Annotated in this window: 15 protein-coding genes and 1 other RNA gene; 9 read left to right on the top strand and 7 right to left on the bottom strand. The window is 39.5% G+C overall.

All coding sequences use genetic code 11. The features are described from left to right. Positions 1 to 5 precede the first annotated feature (5 nt). Genes WJP93_RS01270 through WJP93_RS01260 form a run of 3 tightly spaced genes read left to right on the top strand, consistent with a single transcriptional unit; the run spans position 6 to position 4563 of the window. Positions 6 to 1490 (top strand): DUF1846 domain-containing protein, encoded by a 1485-nt coding sequence (locus WJP93_RS01270; RefSeq protein WP_337546409.1) that lies wholly within the window; start codon positions 6 to 8, stop codon positions 1488 to 1490. A 42-nt stretch (positions 1491 to 1532) separates the two neighbouring features. Beyond that, positions 1533 to 3644, top strand: coding sequence for a glycoside hydrolase family 36 protein (locus WJP93_RS01265; protein WP_337546407.1), 2112 nt, complete (start codon positions 1533 to 1535; stop codon positions 3642 to 3644). 37 nt (positions 3645 to 3681) lie between these two features. Beyond that, on the top strand, positions 3682 to 4563 hold the full coding sequence (locus tag WJP93_RS01260) for a PPK2 family polyphosphate kinase (protein WP_337546405.1): 882 nt from the start codon (positions 3682 to 3684) through the stop codon (positions 4561 to 4563). Between the two features lie 187 nt (positions 4564 to 4750). On the opposite strand, the gene WJP93_RS01255 is transcribed toward WJP93_RS01260, so the two are convergent. Then, positions 4751 to 5938, bottom strand: a complete 1188-nt coding sequence (locus WJP93_RS01255) for a ribose-phosphate pyrophosphokinase (RefSeq protein ID WP_227100476.1) — start codon at positions 5936 to 5938, stop codon at positions 4751 to 4753. Positions 5939 to 6162: 224 nt separating this feature from the next. Here WJP93_RS01255 and secG point away from each other — a divergent pair, with 224 nt between their 5' ends. The 3 genes from secG to smpB all read left to right on the top strand — a co-directional run bounded on the left by secG (position 6163) and on the right by smpB (position 9364). Beyond that, positions 6163 to 6399, top strand: coding sequence for a preprotein translocase subunit SecG (gene secG, locus WJP93_RS01250; RefSeq protein ID WP_118612813.1), 237 nt, complete (start codon positions 6163 to 6165; stop codon positions 6397 to 6399). A 378-nt stretch (positions 6400 to 6777) separates the two neighbouring features. Continuing rightward, positions 6778 to 8931 (top strand): ribonuclease R, encoded by a 2154-nt coding sequence (gene rnr / locus WJP93_RS01245; RefSeq protein ID WP_337546518.1) that lies wholly within the window; start codon positions 6778 to 6780, stop codon positions 8929 to 8931. Further along, positions 8897 to 9364, top strand: coding sequence for an SsrA-binding protein SmpB (gene smpB / locus WJP93_RS01240; RefSeq protein WP_066561839.1), 468 nt, complete (start codon positions 8897 to 8899; stop codon positions 9362 to 9364). The genes rnr and smpB overlap by 35 nt, the downstream gene beginning before the upstream one ends. A gap of 39 nt (positions 9365 to 9403) precedes the next feature. On the opposite strand, the gene ssrA is transcribed toward smpB, so the two are convergent. Further along, positions 9404 to 9748: a transfer-messenger RNA gene (gene ssrA, locus WJP93_RS01235) on the bottom strand. 185 nt (positions 9749 to 9933) lie between these two features. Here ssrA and WJP93_RS01230 point away from each other — a divergent pair. Then, positions 9934 to 10506, top strand: coding sequence for a TetR-like C-terminal domain-containing protein (locus WJP93_RS01230; protein ID WP_337546401.1), 573 nt, complete (start codon positions 9934 to 9936; stop codon positions 10504 to 10506). Between the two features lie 159 nt (positions 10507 to 10665). Continuing rightward, a complete protein-coding gene (locus WJP93_RS01225) occupies positions 10666 to 12621 on the top strand; it encodes an oleate hydratase (protein WP_262535873.1) in 1956 nt (651 codons plus the stop codon). Positions 12622 to 12776: 155 nt separating this feature from the next. Here the strand turns inward: WJP93_RS01225 and WJP93_RS01220 are convergent, their stop codons facing one another. From WJP93_RS01220 to WJP93_RS01210, 3 genes are all read right to left on the bottom strand, one after another. After that, positions 12777 to 13838: a tyrosine-type recombinase/integrase gene (locus tag WJP93_RS01220; protein ID WP_337546400.1), complete on the bottom strand. Its 1062-nt coding sequence runs from the start codon at positions 13836 to 13838 to the stop codon at positions 12777 to 12779. Beyond that, complete coding sequence (locus WJP93_RS01215; RefSeq protein ID WP_337546399.1) at positions 13839 to 14651, bottom strand: ATP-binding protein; 813 nt, start codon at positions 14649 to 14651, stop codon at positions 13839 to 13841. A 313-nt stretch (positions 14652 to 14964) separates the two neighbouring features. Beyond that, a complete protein-coding gene (locus WJP93_RS01210; protein WP_337546397.1) occupies positions 14965 to 15981 on the bottom strand; it encodes an LCP family protein in 1017 nt (338 codons plus the stop codon). Between the two features lie 291 nt (positions 15982 to 16272). On the opposite strand from WJP93_RS01210, the gene lexA reads away from it, so the two are divergent. Continuing rightward, a complete protein-coding gene (gene lexA, locus WJP93_RS01205) occupies positions 16273 to 16899 on the top strand; it encodes a transcriptional repressor LexA (RefSeq protein WP_337546396.1) in 627 nt (208 codons plus the stop codon). 63 nt (positions 16900 to 16962) lie between these two features. On the opposite strand, the gene rsfS is transcribed toward lexA, so the two are convergent. Both rsfS and yqeK read right to left on the bottom strand, forming a co-directional pair. Further along, complete coding sequence (gene rsfS / locus WJP93_RS01200; protein ID WP_118612807.1) at positions 16963 to 17328, bottom strand: ribosome silencing factor; 366 nt, start codon at positions 17326 to 17328, stop codon at positions 16963 to 16965. 3 nt (positions 17329 to 17331) lie between these two features. Continuing rightward, complete coding sequence (yqeK, locus tag WJP93_RS01195) at positions 17332 to 17943, bottom strand: bis(5'-nucleosyl)-tetraphosphatase (symmetrical) YqeK (protein ID WP_337546395.1); 612 nt, start codon at positions 17941 to 17943, stop codon at positions 17332 to 17334. Positions 17944 to 18120 lie beyond the last annotated feature (177 nt).

Here is an 18120-nt window from a genome sequence, read left to right as displayed (position 1 = left end):
AACAAATGAAAATAGGATTTGATAATGAAAAGTATCTCAAAATTCAGTCAGAACATATCAAGGAGAGAATTGACCAGTTTGGCGATAAGCTGTATCTGGAATTTGGCGGAAAGCTGTTTGATGACTATCACGCTTCAAGAGTTCTTCCGGGATTTGCGCCAGATAGTAAGCTTCAGATGTTAATGCAGCTGTCTGATATGGCTGAGATCGTTATTGTAATTTCAGCGACAGATATTGAAAAAAACAAAAAGCGTGGTGATCTTGGAATTACTTATGATGTTGATGTACTTCGCCTTATATCAGAATATGAAAAAAAGGGTCTGTATGTTGGAAGTGTTGTGATAACACAGTTCGCAGGCCAGTCAGGTGCTGTTCAGTTCCAGAAACGTCTTGAAAAGAAGGGTATTGATGTATACCGTCATTACCTTATTGATGGCTATCCATCAAATGTTTCTCTTATTGTAAGCCCTGATGGTTTTGGTAAAAACGAATATGTCCGCACAACAAGACCGCTAGTTGTTGTCACTGCACCAGGACCGGGAAGCGGTAAGATGGCAACATGTCTTTCTCAGCTTTACCACGAAAATTTACGCGGAGTACGTGCCGGCTATGCTAAGTTTGAGACATTCCCGATCTGGAATATTCCTCTAAAGCACCCTGTAAATCTGGCTTATGAAGCTGCTACAGCCGATCTGAATGATGTTAACATGATCGACCCATTCCATTTAGAGGCATATGGTGTTACAACTGTAAATTATAACCGTGATATTGAGATTTTCCCTGTTTTAAATGCTATCTTCGAGCGCATTTATGGAGAAAATCACTATTACAAGTCTCCAACTGATATGGGTGTCAACATGGCGGGAAATTGTATTATCGACGATGAGGTATGCTGTGAAGCATCCAGAATGGAAATTATTCGCCGTTATTACACAGCCATGAATAAGATTGCAAAAGAGGATGGCGGTGAGAATGAGCTGTACAAGATTGAGCTTTTGATGAAGCAGGCAAAAATCACACCAGCTGACCGCAAGGTAACAGTAGCTGCCATGGACCGCGCAAACAAGCTTGGTGTTCCTACTGCTGCAATGGAGCTTCCAGATGGAACAATCGTTACCTCTAAGACAAGTGATCTTCTTGGTGCCTCTGCCGCACTTCTTTTAAATGCTTTAAAGCAGTTAGCACAGATTGATCACGACAGAAATCTGATCTCTCCAGAAGTTATTGAACCAATTCAGAAATTAAAGACAGGCTATCTTGGTGCAAAGAATCCACGTCTTCACACCGATGAAGTATTAGTTGCACTTTCTGTAACTGCTGCATCAGACCCGATTGCAAAACTTGCAATGGAGCAGATGCCAAAGCTGTCTGGATGCCAGATGCATACTTCTGTTATGCTTTCCGATGTAGACAGTAAGACACTTAAGCGCCTTGGTGTTGATCTGACATGCGAGCCTGTCCGCGAATCTGCAGCAAAAGGAGAGTTCTGATTTGTTAACAATCAGCTGATAAAAAACAGCAGGGAGGAAAAAATGGAACGCATTGAAATTGTTGAAAATGGCTTGTTTCTCGTATTTGAAATTGCTGATGATAAATGTTTTAAATTTCTTCATTTTGGGAAAAAGCCATTTAATGAAAAAGATATTATTGCGCGATCTACATCATATGGTTTTAGATTTGTTGAAATTAATCTGGCTGGTTATGATCGTCCCTATGAGCGCCATGGAAACAAATATATTGTAACGGCACCTGGCTGGCATATGCGTTATGAATCTATGGAAGACGGCCGTAATCAAAACGGCCGTATCGTGATGTTTGTTCTGCGTGATGAAATAACAGATGTAATAGTAAAAAGCTACATGCAGTTTTATGACGGACTTTCCATTATTCGATTCTGGAACATAGTTGAAAACACAGGCAGCCAGACGCAGGTGTTAGACTATATTTCATCTTTTAATTATGAGGGAATTGACAAGGAAGGATCACTTCCTGCTGATAAAAAGCTGCAAATTCGCATACCGCACAACGGATGGCAAAAAGAAGTCAATTGGAAAACGTATGATCTTTGTGACTTTGGTATGGAACGTATTCAGCCAGCGTGTGATCAGCGCTCCTCAAACCTTCTTACAGTAAGCAATACTGGAAACTGGTCAGCTAAAGAACACCTTCCAATGGGATATCTTGAGAACACGCAGACACATACGGGTATGCTCTGGCAGATTGAAAATAATGGTTCCTGGCACTGGGAGATTGGAGATCAGAATGGTCATCTTTATTTGGCAGCATCTGGTCCGAATGAAATTTATTCTCACTGGTTTAAAAATCTAAAACCAGGAGATACTTTTACAAGCGTGCCTGTTGCTGTAAGCCTAACTGATCAAGGCTTTGATGATGCAGTTGGAACAATGACAAAATATCGCCGTATTATCCGCCGTCCAAATGCAGATAATGAATCTCTTAAAATTATCTTTAATGACTATATGAATTGTTTGTGGGGGCATCCGACGGCAGCAGAAGAGTTTCCACTAATAGATGCGGCAGCAGAGGCCGGATGCGAGTATTTTTGTATTGATGCCGGCTGGTATGCAGATGGTGATTGGTGGGATGCGGTTGGTGACTGGAGAGAGAGCAAAAAACGCTTTCCGAACGGTGTACGTGAAATTACCGATTATATTCGCAGTAAGGGAATGATTCCAGGCGTATGGCTTGAGCTTGAAGTTATGGGTATTAATTGTCATATGGCACAGGAGGTTCCTGATGACTGGTTTTTCATGCGTCATGGAAAACGTGTATATGATAGAAGTCGATATCAGCTTGACTACAGAAATCCAGAAGTTCGTGCCTATGCAGATAGTGTGATAGATCGCCTGATTAAAGATTATGGCGTTGGCTATATTAAAATGGACTATAACATTGAGCCGGGAATTGGCACCGACTTACATGCCGATAGTGCTGGAGACGGTATGTTATCACACGAGAGAACTTATCTAAAATGGCTGGAAGCAGTATTTAAACGCTATCCGGATCTTGTAATTGAAAACTGTTCATCAGGTGGTCTTCGTATGGATTACGCTATGCTATCACGATACAGCATTCAGTCTACAAGTGATCAGGATGACTATCGTTATTATTGTACTATTGCAGCAAATTCGCCATCTGCATTGACACCAGAGCAAAGTGCGATTTGGTCATATCCACTTCGTGAAGGAGATCGGGAAGAGGTTGTCTTTAATATGGTTAACGCCATGCTGCTTCGCATTCATCAAAGTGGTCATTTAGCTGAACTTACTCAAGAACGCCGTGATCTGGTAAAGGAGGCACTCGATATTTACAAAACTATTCGAAAAGATATCAAAAATAGTGTTCCGATCTGGCCAATTGGATTATCGCAGTTTCATGATGAATGGACCTGTCTTGGTCTGCAATCAGAAAACAAAATTTATCTGGCTGTGTGGAGAAGAAATGGCAATAAACCTGTCATTGAAATTCCATTCGAACAGTTAAATAATAAAGAAGTGTCTGTCAGCTGTCTTTATCCATCATATTCAGAGGTTTTGTTTTCATGGAGCAAAGAAAGCAATGTATTGACCGTTACGATGGAAAAAGAATTTATGGCAAGACTGTTTTGTATTGAAATAAAATAAATAATCGTAAATAAGGCAATTGCCAAAAGGAGCTGTTATGGGAAAATTAGATCAGTATTGTTTTGATGGAACAAATGCACTTTCACTGAAAAAACTGCCGACAGACAGCAAAAAAGATCAGGTTGACAAGGAAAAAATTCTTGCCAAAACAGAAAAAAATCAGGAAAAAATTTTTGCACTTCAGGATAAGCTTTACGCAGATGCAAAAGAAGGACTAATTATTATCCTGCAGGCTAGAGATGCTGCAGGAAAGGACAGTACTATTCGTCATGTCATGGGCGGTATAAATCCGCAGGGTGTACAGGTTTTCAGCTACAAGCAGCCTTCTAAGGATGAGCTTGCGCATGATTATCTGTGGCGCTGCGTTACAAATCTTCCTAAGCGTGGAATGATAGCTATTTTTAATCGCTCTTACTACGAAGATGTATTAGTCGTAAAGGTTCATGAGCTTTACAAAGGCTACCATATGGCAGAACGTTGTTTAAATCCAGATACAATCATTGAGAATCGTTATCGCCAGATTCGCCATTTTGAGGAATATCTGTATGACAACAGCTACCGCGTCGTAAAGATTCTGCTTAATGTTTCTAAAGAAAAGCAAAAACAGCGTTTCCTTGAACGTATTGATCTTCCAGAGAAAAACTGGAAATTTTCCCAAAGCGATATGGCAGAGCGTGCTCTGTGGGATCAATACGATGATGCTTATGAGCGTGCTGTAAATGCAACTGCCACAAAGGAGAATCCATGGTATGTTATTCCGGCAGATCAGAAATGGTACAGCAGATATCTTGTATCAGAAATTATTCTTGATGTGCTGCAAAAAATTGATCCACAGTATCCAACTCTCTCACAAGAAGAAGCCGAGAAGCTTCCGCAGTATAAGGAGATGCTTCAAAATGAGAATATGAAGCATTCATGAAAATTAGATCTAGTATAAAAAGCCCGGCAGGAAGAGTAATCTTTCTGCCAGGCTTTTTTTAATATATTTTGATCTTTTTGATACCAGATTGCTACGTGCTTTGCACTTTCGCAATCTTCAAAAACATTCGTAATCCGCTCATTTTTCTTTGAAAAATGGCTACTTACTCATGTTTTTGACCCTGGTATCATTCAAATTGTTCTTTGTGCTTCTTTAACAATGTCTGAATCTTTTCTGTTGGAGATAAGCTGTTTCCAATCGGAACATCATGATTAAGTGTATTGATGATAGCAGCAGTAAACTTACTCATGTCAGCTTCAATGTACCAGCTTCTCTTAAGCAGCTCTGGAGAACGATAATTCAAGTTAGTTGTGATAACATAATCAAAGTAACCCTGAGAATTGAAATCATCAAACTTCTCTAATCCGTCTGTGAAAAGACCAAATGTACAACATACAACAACATTCTTTGCACCGCGGTCTTTCAGTTCCTTTGCTGTATCAAGCATACTCTCTCCGGAAGAGATCATATCGTCAATGATGATAACAGTTTTGCCCTTGATGTTTGCACCCAAAAATTCATGTGCAACAATCGGATTCTTTCCATTTACAACAGTAGAATAGTCTCTTCTCTTGTAGAACATACCCATGTCAATGCCAAGGTTATTAGCAAAGTAAACAGCACGTCCCATTGCACCTTCATCAGGGCTGATTGCCATTAAATGATCCTTGTCGATTATCATATTTGGCTCTTTCTTTAACAGCGCCTTGATAAACTGGTACGGAGGTGTAAAATTGTCAAATCCGTGAAGCGGAATTGCATTCTGAACACGTGGGTCATGAGCATCAAAAGTGATGATGTTGCTTACACCCATGTCGATAAGCTCCTCTAATGCCAGTGCACAGTCAAGAGATTCTCTTCTGTTACGCTTATGCTGACGGCCCTCATACAAAAACGGCATAACGACATTGACACGGCGTGCACCGCGGCAGGAGCCGATAAGACGCTTCAGATCCTGATAATGATTATCAGGAGACATGTGATTTACTTCACCGCACAGCTGATAAGTTAAGCTATAATTTGTTACATCGACCATTGCAAAAATATCAGAGCCGCGAACAGACTCTTTTAATACACACTTTGCTTCACCAGAGCCAAAACGTGGACAGGAAAAATCAAGCAGATAGGACTTACTGTCATAGCCACGGAAATCCAGCATCGACTGACGCTGAGCAAGTGCCTCTGCATCATGCTGACGGAAGGAAACGATATAGTCATCGACCTTCTTTGCAAAATCCTTGCAGCTGTCAAGTGCAGCAATCTTCAAAGGACCAATAGGAATACTGTTTTCAAATGAATAATCAATATTTGCCATTTATAGGACCGCCTTTTTATGTTAGTCTTGCAGTCAGAAATTGCCTCTTGCTTCATATACAATTTTTGACATACACAATCTATTATAACCGCAAAGAAAAGCATAAGTCAATAGAAAAAGTCGACAGAAAAAAATAGTTGCATTTTTGTTTTCTTTGTGATACACTGACTTAAGTGTTATTCTCGTGTGATAACCAATTATTTTAATAAGGAATGGGGTTTGGCATGTCAGCATTAAAGATTATCGTTACTGTTATTTATTGCATTGTTGCGATTGCATTTACAGCTTCTGTACTGATGCAGGAGGGAAAATCCGCAGGTCTGGGCGCAATTGGCGGTATGGCTGAGAGCTACTGGGGCAAGAATAAAGGTCGTTCCATGGAGGGAAAGTTAGAAAGATTCACTCTGATTGGAGCAATCATTTTCTTTGTTGGAGCAATTCTTCTGAACATGAACTTTTAAGTTACAGTTCACACGTCTGTTAATGAGCAAAACAGAGCTGCGAAGCAGCGACACACAAAACGTGTGGTTTTGTGAATTGGCGTCCTGTGAACAGTTACTTTATCAACAAAAGAAGCGGCTGTCGCAGATTGCGGCGGCCGTTTTGTGCCTTTTTATAAGATCAGCACCCCTTACACGACTAAAGCACTAACATATAAGAATATATAAGAAAGAAGTTTAATTTAAGTGAAGCTATATAAAGAAAAAAAGAAAAAATATTATCGAAAAAAACAGCAGTATAGCGAATCTAGTGAAGTGTTCGATACATCTGCTGATGAAGATTCTCTTAATTCAGAGCAGGATCATGACGATTCAAATCATGAAGGCAATAAAAAGAAGCTGCTGTTAGAGTTAATGTATGATAAAAATTACCGCCCGATGAAATTTAGGGAATTGTGTGTGCTGTTAGATGTCTCAAAAGCACGCCGTTATGAGCTTGAGACTGCTTTGAATCAGCTTGTTGATGAGGAGAAAATTGGTATTTCTGCTCATGGAAAATATGGTAAACCAGAGTTATTTACGCTTAAGGGTTCCTTTAGCTCCACATCAAGAGGCTTTGGCTTTGTTACAGTAGAAGAAAAAGACAATGATATTTTTATTGCGCCTGATAACACCTTAGGCGCCCTTCCTGGCGATGTTGTCTTAGTATCTGTAATTTCCCATGCCAATGGAAGCAGACGCGAAGAGGGACGTATTGTACGCATTTTAGAACACACGCTTACAAGTGTTGTCGGTACTTTTCAGAAGAACAAAAATTTTGGCTTTGTCCTTCCTGATAATCAGCGTATTCTTCGTGATTTCTTTGTTGAAAAAGGAAAGGATATGGATGCACAAAATGGAGACAAGGTTGTTGCTACAATACTTGACTATGGAAATGAGCATAAAAACCCACAGGTTGAAGTCACTGAAATTCTTGGTGCAAAGAATGAACCTGGTACTGATGTGTTAAGTATTGTGCGAAGCTATGGTATTCCAGAGGAATTTCCACAAGAGGTGCTAGATAGTCTTGATTCCATACCAGAAGAGGTTACAGAAGCAGAAAAAATTGGCAGACGCGACATGCGTGATTTCCATACAGTTACAATTGACGGTGAGGATGCAAGAGACTTAGATGATGCCATATCATTGACTTTTGAAAATGGTATTTATCATCTTGGTGTGCATATCGCTGATGTTACTCATTACGTAAAGGAAGGCTCCTTGCTTGATGAGGAAGCGAAAAATCGAGGCACAAGCGTGTATTTGGCGGATCGTGTAATTCCGATGCTTCCAAGAAAGCTTTCAAATGGCATATGCTCTTTAAATGCCGGGACAGATCGCTTGGCTTTGTCATGTCTTATGGACATCGATGAAGAGGGTACCATTGTCAATCATGAGATTTGTGAAACTGTAATTTGTGTTGACCGCCGCATGACATACACTATGGTAGCTGATATTCTCGATGGTGCAGAGGCACCTGAAGAATATAAAGACTTTGTTGATGATTTCAAGTTAATGAAGCAGCTTTCTGATTTGCTTCGCAAGAAACGCTCTGGACGCGGAGCCATTGACTTTGATTTTCCAGAATCAAAAATTATTCTCGATGAAAAAGGTCGTCCTATTGAGATTAAAGCATATGAACATTCTGCAGCGACACGGCTGATTGAGGATTTTATGCTGCTGACTAATGAGACAATAGCAGAGGAGTATTACTGGCTGGAGCTTCCGTTTGTTTATCGTATTCATGAGACGCCAGATGAGGAGAAGCTTAGGACATTTGCCACCTTCCTCAATAATTTTGGCTATTCGCTTCACCTTACAAACCACACCATTCATCCGAAAGAGCTGCAAAAGCTGTTAAGCCGCATTGAGGGAAGTGAGGCAGAGGGGCTAATCTCACGCATTTTGCTGCGTTCAATGAAACAGGCAAAATATTCACCAGAAAATCTTGGTCATTTTGGCTTGTCAGCGAAGTATTATTGCCATTTTACTTCACCGATTCGCCGTTACCCTGATTTGCAGATACACCGCATTATCAAAGAGCAGCTGCACGGAACACTTTCAAAATCACGTCAGGAGCATTATGAGCATATCCTTCCAAGCGTCTGTGACAGCTCAAGCAAGCTTGAACGGCGGGCAGACGAAGCGGAGCGTGAGACAGATAAGCTTAAAAAAGCCCAATATATGCGCCGTCATATTGGAGATATCTATGAGGGTGTAATTTCTGGCGTTACCGCATACGGCTTCTATGTAGAACTTACAAATACAGTAGAAGGACTTGTACGTGCTGCCAATTTAGATGATGATTATTATATCTATGATCAGGAGCATTATCAGCTGGTTGGTGAAATGACAGGACGTACCTTCAGCATCGGACAGAGTGTATCTGTTGTCGTAGTTGATGCGGACACGCTGACTAAACAAATTGAATTTTTACTCTACTATCCAGAGGAAGATTGGTCAAAGGGGGAAACGAGACATGGCAAAAGAAAGTCGAAAACTCATCGCAAATAATAAAAAAGCATTTCACGACTATTTTATCGAGGATACTTGGGAAGCAGGAATTGCACTGGTAGGTACTGAGGTAAAATCTCTTCGTATGGGAAAATGCAGTTTAAAGGAATCTTTTATCCAAATTCATAAGGGTGAAGTCTTTATCTACAACATGCATATCAGCCCGTATGAAAAAGGCAATATCTTTAATAAAGATCCGCTTCGTCCAAGAAAGCTTCTTGTTCATCGATATGAGATTAACAAGATTGTTGGAAAAATCGACCAGAAGGGCTATACATTAGTGCCGCTTCAGATTTATTTCAAGGGAAGTCTTGTAAAGGTTGAGTTTGCTCTTGCAAAGGGTAAAAAGCTTTATGATAAGCGTGCCGATATTGCAAAGAAGGACACAAGAAGAGAGGCTGAACGAGAATTTAAGGTATCAAATCTATATTAAGCAAAAAAAAGAGATCCTTGGAAAACCAAGGATCTTTTTTAGTGGAGCTGAGGGGAATCGAACCCCTGTCCGAAAGCCCATTCATTAAAGCTTCTCCCATCACAGTTGCTCTACATTCATTCCCTCATCCGACTGCCGAACAACAGGCTGCCAGATTCAGTAGCTTCATAAATCTCTTACCACCGCAAAGCTTAGGCGGTAAGGTGCCCTGCAAAGTCGATGCCAGATTCTTAAGCAGCAGGTGACTTAAGGCTGACAGCTGCCATTAGGCAGCGTATGCTAATTCGTTGTTAGCGTTTATATTTAAATCCGACTTTTAACGTGGATCCGGACCACGGATGGCTACTCTAACTTCAAAACCCCCGTCGAAACCAGTACAACCCCGGGAATGCATTCCGGTACAAATTTGCACGGTCACTAACAGTTGCATACTATTTTTATATGATATCACAATGTCATTTATCTGTCAACTGTACTTTTTTGAAAAATTATTAGCCTTTTTTTATATGGTATGCTAAAATAAAATCCAATAAACCCCACAATTTAACAGAAAGGATAAGGTGACACTCATGCCAAACAACTCTACTAAACTTGCACTGGAAGCTTCTTTGAAAAATTTGTTATTAAAAAAGCCTGTTGACAAAATTACCATTACAGATCTGACAAATGATTGCGGCATCACACGCATGGCTTTTTATTACCATTTTAAAGATATCTACGATCTCGTTGAATGGTCATGCTACGAGGACGCCTCAAGAGCCTTACAGGGAAAGAAAACCTATGAAACCTGGCAGGAAGGATTGATGCAGATCTTCGAGGCTGTTATGGAAAACAAACCTTTTATCATGAATGTGTATCATGCACTGAGCCGTGAGCAGATTGAAAACTATCTTTTCAGGCTGACGCGTGATTTAATTATGAATGTTATTAAGGAATGCTCTAAAGGCATGAACATAACTGCCAGTGAGCAAAGCTTTATCGCAGACTTTTATAAATACAGCTTTGTCGGTGTTATGCTTGACTGGATCAAAAAGGGCATGAAGGAGAATTATCATGAGATTGTAAACGATATATGTATCACAATGAGCGGAAATATTAAAAATTCACTTCAAAACTTCGCTGATAGTAAAAAAACAGCCTAAGCAATGATAGGTTAATAAGTCAACACAGAAGTTTTTTATCAAAATAGGGGGTTTGATTAGTTTTTTGTCATTATTCTTTTTTTGTATATGTATCTTTTTAATTTTATGAGTTAAGATAAGACCATAAAGAGAAAACAACAATGAAAGGTGGTACTGATGATGTCAGAAAAGAAAAATACATTAGGAAAAGCAGTAGCAGTTGCAGCAGGAGTAGGTGCAGCATATCTGGCACTAAAGAAGAAGGAAAACGAGAAGCAGGTTCTTGAACAGCAGGCTGCCCAGAACAGCAATTATAGAAACACTGAGCGCGGCAAATATGATAAGAACAGCAAGGGAATTTATTATACAAATGGTAATTACGAAGCATTCGCAAGACCTGAGAAACCAGAAGGCGTTGATGAAAAGCATGCCTATATCGTAGGAAGCGGACTTGCTGCTTTATCTGCAGCTTGCTTCTTAGTACGTGATGGTCAGATGCCTGGATCTCATATTCATATTTTGGAGGCTATGGATATTGCCGGTGGTGCATGTGATGGTATCTTTGATCCGTCCCGTGGCTATATCATGAGAGGCGGACGTGAGATGGAAAATCATTTTGAGTGTCTGTGGGATCTTTTCCGCAGTATTCCATCTCTTGAAGTTCCAAATGCATCTGTTCTGGATGAGTTCTATTGGCTGAACAAGCATGATCCTAATTATTCCCTGTGCCGTGCAACAGAGGACTGTGGAAAAGATGCTCATACCGATGGAAAGTTCAACTTAAGTCAGAAGGGCTGTATGGAAATTATGAAGCTTTTCATGACAAAGGATGAAGATCTGTATGATAAGACAATCGAAGATGTATTTGACGATGAAGTATTCAATTCTACATTCTGGCTGTACTGGCGTACCATGTTCGCATTTGAAAACTGGCACAGTGCACTTGAGATGAAGCTTTACTTCCAGCGTTTCATTCATCATATTTCTGGTCTGCCGGATTTCAGTGCACTTAAATTTACGAAGTATAATCAGTATGAATCTCTGATTCTTCCAATGCAGAAGTATCTTGAGGCTGCTGGCGTTGAGTTTAGATTTGGCGTTGAAGTAACAAATGTTATTTTCGAATTTAAGGATGGAAAGAAGATTGCATCTGCAATTGAGTGCAAGGAGCATGGTGTTGAGAAGGGTATTGTTTTGACAGAAAACGATCTTGTATTCGTCACAAACGGAAGCTGTACAGAAGGTACTATTTATGGTGATCAGAATCATGCACCGAATGGAGATGCAGAGGTTCGCACAAGTGGCTGCTGGAATCTGTGGAAGAATATCGCAAAGCAGGATCCGTCCTTTGGTCATCCGGAGAAATTCTGTTCCGATATTACAAAGACAAACTGGGAATCTGCTACCGTTACTACACTGGATGACAAGATTATTCCATATATCACTGATATCTGCAAGCGTGATCCGAAAACAGGAAACGTTGTAACTGGTGGTATTGTAAGCTGCGTAGATTCTAATTGGCTGTTAAGCTGGACAATCAACCGTCAGGGACAGTTCAAGACACAGGATAAGGACAAGGTTTGCGTATGGGTATATGGTCTGTTTACAGATAAGCCAGGCAACTTTGTTAAGAAGCCAATGAGAGAGTGTACAGGTAAAGAAATCACAGAAGAGTGGCTGTATCATTTAGGTGTTCCGACTGATCAGATTCCAGAGCTTGCTGAGAACAGTGCAGTCTGCGTACCGACTATGATGCCATATATCACTGCATTCTTCATGCCGCGTACAAAGGGCGACCGCCCGGATGTTATTCCGGATGGCTGCGTAAACTTCGCATTCTTAGGTCAGTTTGCTGACACACCTCGCGACACTGTATTCACTACAGAATATTCTGTAAGAACTGCTATGGAAGCTGTTTATGGACTGCTTGGTGTAGACAGAGGTGTTCCTGAGGTATGGGGCAGTGTATATGATATTCGTGAACTGCTTGACAGTTCTGTAAAGCTCATGGATGGCAAGTCTCCGCTTGATATCCAGCTGCCAGGACCGTTGAATGCATTAAAGAAGCCTCTGCTTCATGTCATTCATGGAACGGTAGTTGAGAAAGTGCTTCAGGATCATGATATTATAAGATGAGTTATTGCAAAATAGCAGCATCGAAGATGTGATTTTGCAAATATAATTTTGAATAGTTAGTAAAAAATCGGCATGATTATTCTTGCCGATTTTTTTCGTGATTCAGAAGAAAAATTTTTTCGCGGATTTGCCTTTCTTCCCTACTTGTGCGGATTTTAATCTCTAAGCTTTACCGCATTTCTTGCACCGCGTCGTCTATCATCTTCAAGAGCAGCGTAGTGCTTTTTTGTTGTATTTACATCGTTATGTCCAAGAACATCTGCCACCAAATAAATATCACCAGTTTCGCGATATAAATTTGTTCCGTAGGTACTGCGCAACTTATGAGGTGTGATATGTTTGACTGTCGTAACAGTTTGAGCATATTTTTTTACGAGCTTTTCAACAGCTCTTACACTGATTCGTTTTTTTTGAAGTGATAAAAACAAAGCTTCCTCATGACCAGCTACAGCCTCTGTTTTTTTACGTTCTTCAATGTATGAAAGAAGAGCACTTTCAACTTCATCTCCAAAATAAACAACAACCTCCTTGCCGCCTTTTCTATGAATGCGAATACCGTCATTTTTAAAATCAACATCATTAATATTTAGTCCTACGCATTCCGATACGCGGATGCCTGTTCCAAGCATTAATGTAAGAAGCGCTACATCACGCAATTTTGTCCTGTCATGGAAACGTTGTTCTCGCTCAGATAGTTTATCCCCACTTTCTGCCTGATCGAGCAGCAATGCCACTTCATCGATATCTAGCCTCGTAATTGCCTTATCATGTACCTTTGGCATAGTTACAAGATCAACAGGGTTATACATAATATCTTCATGCTGAATAAAATATCGATAGAAAGAGCGAAGAGAAGCAAGCTTTCGTTTTAATCCTAACTCATGATTTGTTTTTGTATTATTGCTTCCTTCACTTTTAGGATCCGTATATGCCTGCAGATACTCAAGATATTCCTCAATATCAGTGGGACGAAGCTTCTCCAAATCATCTAATGTAATATCACGAATTTCCTTTTGAGCAAAAATAGGATTATTTTCATGCAAATATGAAAAAAACACATTTAAATCATATGCATAAGCAATTCGGGTGCGCGATTCTGTATGAGGCTGGATACCACGAAAATAATCTTTTGCATAGGGCGGAAGAGTACTGATTAGCATTCGCAGGCGGTATGTATTATCAATATCAATCTGCTCACTGTATGAATTAACTCCCATTTACAATTCACCTCCTGTCTGATCTGTCTTTGAAGAATTTATTGTTTTTTCCTGCATTTTGCTGTTTTTGATCAGCTGTTTTACGTCCATATGTGTGCGTGCAGCTGTCCAGTCACCAATATTGCCATTTTCAATAGCATGAAAAAAGCGATCCTTGGCATCTGGATAGATGGATGTTAATTGTTTCATAAGTGGCTCCATATCACTTCTTGCAGAATGACCATCGCGCGGACAAAGGTTTTTAATAACGGGAAGCTGATACTGCTGTGCAAAGTTTTTAATTTCACCCTCGCTTACATAAATAAGTGGACGAATTACAGCAATTTGACTATCATCATATGCAGTATATGGTGATACGGCATAAAAACGCCCCTCAAACAGCATAGACATCATCATTGTATATATAATATCTTCTTTATGGTGACCAAGAGCCAGCTTGGTACAGCCAAGTTCTAATGCTTTTGAAATCAGTGCACCACGACGAAGATTTGCACAAAAAGAGCAAGATCCATTTGGATTTTCAGGATGAAATACAATATCTTTTATTTGCGTATGACAAATAAAAAATGGAACGTCAAGTTCATCACAAAGCCTCTGGACAGGCGTAAAATCCATTCCAAAGCCAATATCAATAGTAATTGCACAAATGGTAAAAGAAGCTGGATAGAAGCGTTTGAGACCTGCTAGCGCATATAATAATGCCAGACTATCTTTTCCACCAGAGACTGCCACTGCAATTTTATCTCCATCTTCAATTAAATTATATTCATCTGTTGCCTGACGTACATAGCGGTATAATTTTTGTAATTTCATAACTATATGTCTTACCTTTCATGAAATCTCCACACCCATACAGTGCGTAGCTCCTATGGACGTGGTATCTTAACATAGCTTCGCTCCGAAGTAATAACAACAGAGGAAGCTTGTCAACTCCATGACCTTCGAGTATTTTTAACTATACCAAAAAGTTGTCCATAGATCAACCAATCAAATGTATTTTTTTGATTTAGATGTGAAATAAGAGATATATCAATTTATTCGCGAAACCCTAGTTTAACGAATAAATATGTCTAGAAGTAAAATGATGGCCTGAAAAACACTTGTTACCATCATTTTACTCGTTGCTTTAATAAATTGTTGCATGCAGTTTTTCAATGGTTTCTGGCCATACAGGATCCAGATTTTCTCCATTTGAAGTATATAATCCGTCATAAGGAATACGATCCATTACCACTGTATAATTTCTGCACTCCAAAGCAAGCGCGGCCAATCCAGCGATTTGCTCAGCTGTAAAATTATGCTGAATTGACAAGCTTGTCATTGATGAACCTAATTTCAATATTTCTAATGCATTCATGGTTTTAAGCTTTTCAAGAAGTTTTTGCAGAACAATTCTTTGGCGTTCGGTTCTCTGAAAATCGTTGCTTCCTACATAACGATCACGCATATATCCAACTGCCTGCAAACCATTTAAATGTAATGTTCCAGCCGCTGAAAGCTGATATTCTGACGGATCAAATCCTCTCAATGTTGCCATTTCATTGATATAACCATTGATTACTGGAATCTCTGCATCTGTTATATCAAGATCAACGCCCCCGAATAAATCAATTATATCGGCCATGCTGACAAAATCAGTTGCGATGTAATTATCAATCGAGATTTGAAAATTTGATTCAAGTGTGCTTTGTAACAGCTTTGCTCCACCTTTGGCAAAAGAACAATTAAGTTTTCCATATCCAACATTTGGAACATTTACACCAGTATCTCGCATGAAAGAAATAAAAGAAATTGTCTTCTTGTTTCGATTTAATGAAGCTAAAATCATTACGTCAGAATTTCCATTCCAGGAACCATCACGTCTATCACTGCCAATTAAGAGTACTTGATACTGATCCGGAATTACAAGCGTTTGTGACTTCTCTTCTGCTCCATGTTTTGCAAGATTTTCAAACTTGGAAAATGTATTCTCCAGCCAATTCACAGATTTGGAAAATGTACTATCAGAATCTAGTTTTCCTGCAACAAAAATGGCAGTTGGACCGTTTTGGGAAAGAATTGTTTCAGTGCAGCCAGATAAAACTCCGACAACGGTGATTGTACATAAAAGTAATATTACCCGTTTTGCTATTTTTTTAAGCATAATCTTTAATTTTCTCCTTTATTAAGACTTGCATTGTCGTAGATTGTCATTTTTATACGTCAATCTTTCACAAGTGTATAGTTTACCACAAAACAAAAAGCGCGGCAACGGTAAATTTCTTTATGCCCCTCTCTTTTTGTGATAAAATTATCCTATTGAAATCTATGTGAACACATTTTCGCAAACTTTTGTTTGCATTTTCTTCTGATTTGTGCTATACTACTTTCAAGTATAAATCAATGCTTATCAATATATAACTAATAGCTTAGCTTGAAAAAGGAGGACTTATTTATGACATATGGAAAAATCACAAATAAGCAACGTGAAGTACTAGAATATTTAAAACAACAGGTTCTGCAGAAAGGTTATCCGCCGTCTGTACGTGAAATCTGTGATGCTGTCGGATTAAAATCTACATCTTCCGTTCATGGACATCTTGAATCACTTGAGAGAAATGGTTACATCCGCAAGGATCCAACAAAACCTAGAGCAATTGAAATTGTTGATGATGGCTTTAATCTTGTTCGCACAGAGACTGTCTATATTCCTGAGGTTGGAAAAGTCGCTGCCGGACAGCCGATTCTTGCCATTGAAAATATCGATGCCTATTTACCATTCCCGGCATATATGATTCCACAGGGAAAGGAGGTTTTTGTACTGACTGTTAAGGGTGACAGCATGGTTGAAGCAGGTATTTTTGATGGTGATAAGCTTGTTGTCGCTAAGCAAAGTACCGCACAAAATGGTGAAATTGTCGTTGCACTTGTAGATGATTCTGCTACTGTTAAAACTTTTTATAAAGAAGATGGTCATTATCGTTTACAACCTCAAAACAGCTCTATGGAACCTATTATCGTTGATAATGTTGAGATCATAGGAAAGGTAATCAGTCTGTTCCGTCCAAAGATTGTTTCTTAAAAGCTAAAAAGACCGTATCCTTAGAGACTTTTCTCCAAAGATACGGTCTTTTTGTGCTGTAAATTATAAAGCGGCCTCTTTAATGCCAAGCTGTTCCTTTGACACTGAGATTGCATCTCTCCAAAGACGCTCAAGATCATAGAATAAACGATCTTCCTTATTGAATATATGAACAATAATATCGCCAAAGTCAAGCAGTACCCAGCCAGATTCTGATTTTCCTTCAATACGGCAGTGATTGCCATTTTTCATCATCTGCTCTTCTACATTATCAGCAATTGCCTGCAGCTGATTGTTATTTTCAGCATCTGCAATTACAAAATAATCTGCCATAACAGAAATACCGCTGATATCAAGAACACTGATTCGGCTTCCTTTTTTATCCTCAATTGCATTGTAAATCAATGCTGCCTTTTGCTTTACTTCCATAAGTCAGTTCCTTTCTGTTTCATTTTCTACGTCTTTTTCACCACACAGCGCACGATAATAATCACAGGACTTTTTTGTCAGGCTGTCAATCGGAACTTTTTTTGCCTTCAGATAACGAAGCGTCTGATCCATAATTTCGTAAACGGTGCGATCAATATCAATAAACGCCATTTGACGCAGTTTGGACAGGTTTGACGCTTTATTTCTCCTTGGTTCAATATAGTCAGCAACAAAAACAATCTTCTCAAGAAGACTCATTGCCGGACGTCCTGTAGTGTGATTCTCAATAGCATTTAAAATATCCTTATCTTTAATCCTATAATGGTCAGCTGCAATAAAAGCGCCAAGCTTTGCATGAAGAAGAGATGGGCTTTGTTCTTGTGCCTTTGTGATCGGAATATTGTTGCGTTTGCATTTATCAAGTTTAATATCATCCGGGATACATTTTGCACAGTCATGAAGAAGACCCGCTAATTCTGCCTTGTGAAGATCTTCTCCATAACGCATTGCAAGACAAACAGATGTGTATGCAACACCAATGGTGTGCTCAAAGCGGTCTTCATCCATCTTCTTTTTCAAGCGTCTTCGGATGTAAAGAATTTCATCATTAACCATAAAATGGATCCTCCCGTATATTATGATGTTTGGGTCAAAAGGTATTTTGCCCCAAACTGATATCCACGAATTGCTCCGCCCCCTGCAACTTTCGCAATTCTAAAAACATTCGGATTCGCTGATTTTCCTTGAAAATCGCTGCATCCGAATGTTTTTGCGGGTCTCAAGCTCAAAAAC

Origin of the sequence: Anthropogastromicrobium sp., from assembly GCF_037349415.1 — a bacterium.
Taxonomy (GTDB): Bacteria; Bacillota; Clostridia; order Lachnospirales; family Lachnospiraceae; genus Anthropogastromicrobium; species Anthropogastromicrobium aceti.
The sequence above is the reverse complement of the archived record's forward strand: the minus strand, read 5'-3'. Positions and strand labels throughout refer to the sequence as shown.